Below are 412 nucleotides of genomic sequence, written 5' to 3'. Positions count from 1 at the left end.
ATGTTCGAGGAGCGCCTGCGGCTCATCGAGGGAGCACCCGCGTGCTTCGCCACCGCCACCGGCATGGCAGCGGTGTTCACCGCTCTGGGCGCGCTGTTGGGCGCCGGTGACCGCCTGGTGGCCGCCCGCAGCTTGTTCGGGTCGTGCTTCGTGGTGTGTAACGAGATCCTTCCGCGCTGGGGTGTCGAGACGGTGTTCGTCGACGGTGACGACCTCTCCCAGTGGGAGGAGGCACTGTCGGTGCCGACGCAGGCGGTGTTCTTCGAGACGCCGTCGAACCCCATGCAGTCCCTGGTCGATATCGCCGCGGTGTCTGAGTTGGCGCATGCCGCCGGCGCAAAGGTCGTGCTGGACAACGTCTTTGCCACTCCACTTCTGCAGCAGGGCATCCCGCTCGGTGCGGATGTGGTGG

Annotated in this window: 1 protein-coding gene; it reads left to right on the top strand. The window is 67.0% G+C overall.

The window, feature by feature from the left end; translation table 11 throughout:
• The coding region (locus V2J85_RS40900; protein ID WP_330824431.1) for a PLP-dependent transferase at window positions 1-412 on the top strand (412 nt) is incomplete at both ends.

Source organism: Streptomyces bugieae (assembly GCF_036352915.1).
GTDB lineage: Bacteria > Actinomycetota > Actinomycetes > Streptomycetales > Streptomycetaceae > Streptomyces > Streptomyces endophytica.
The sequence above is the reverse complement of the archived record's forward strand: the minus strand, read 5'-3'. Positions and strand labels throughout refer to the sequence as shown.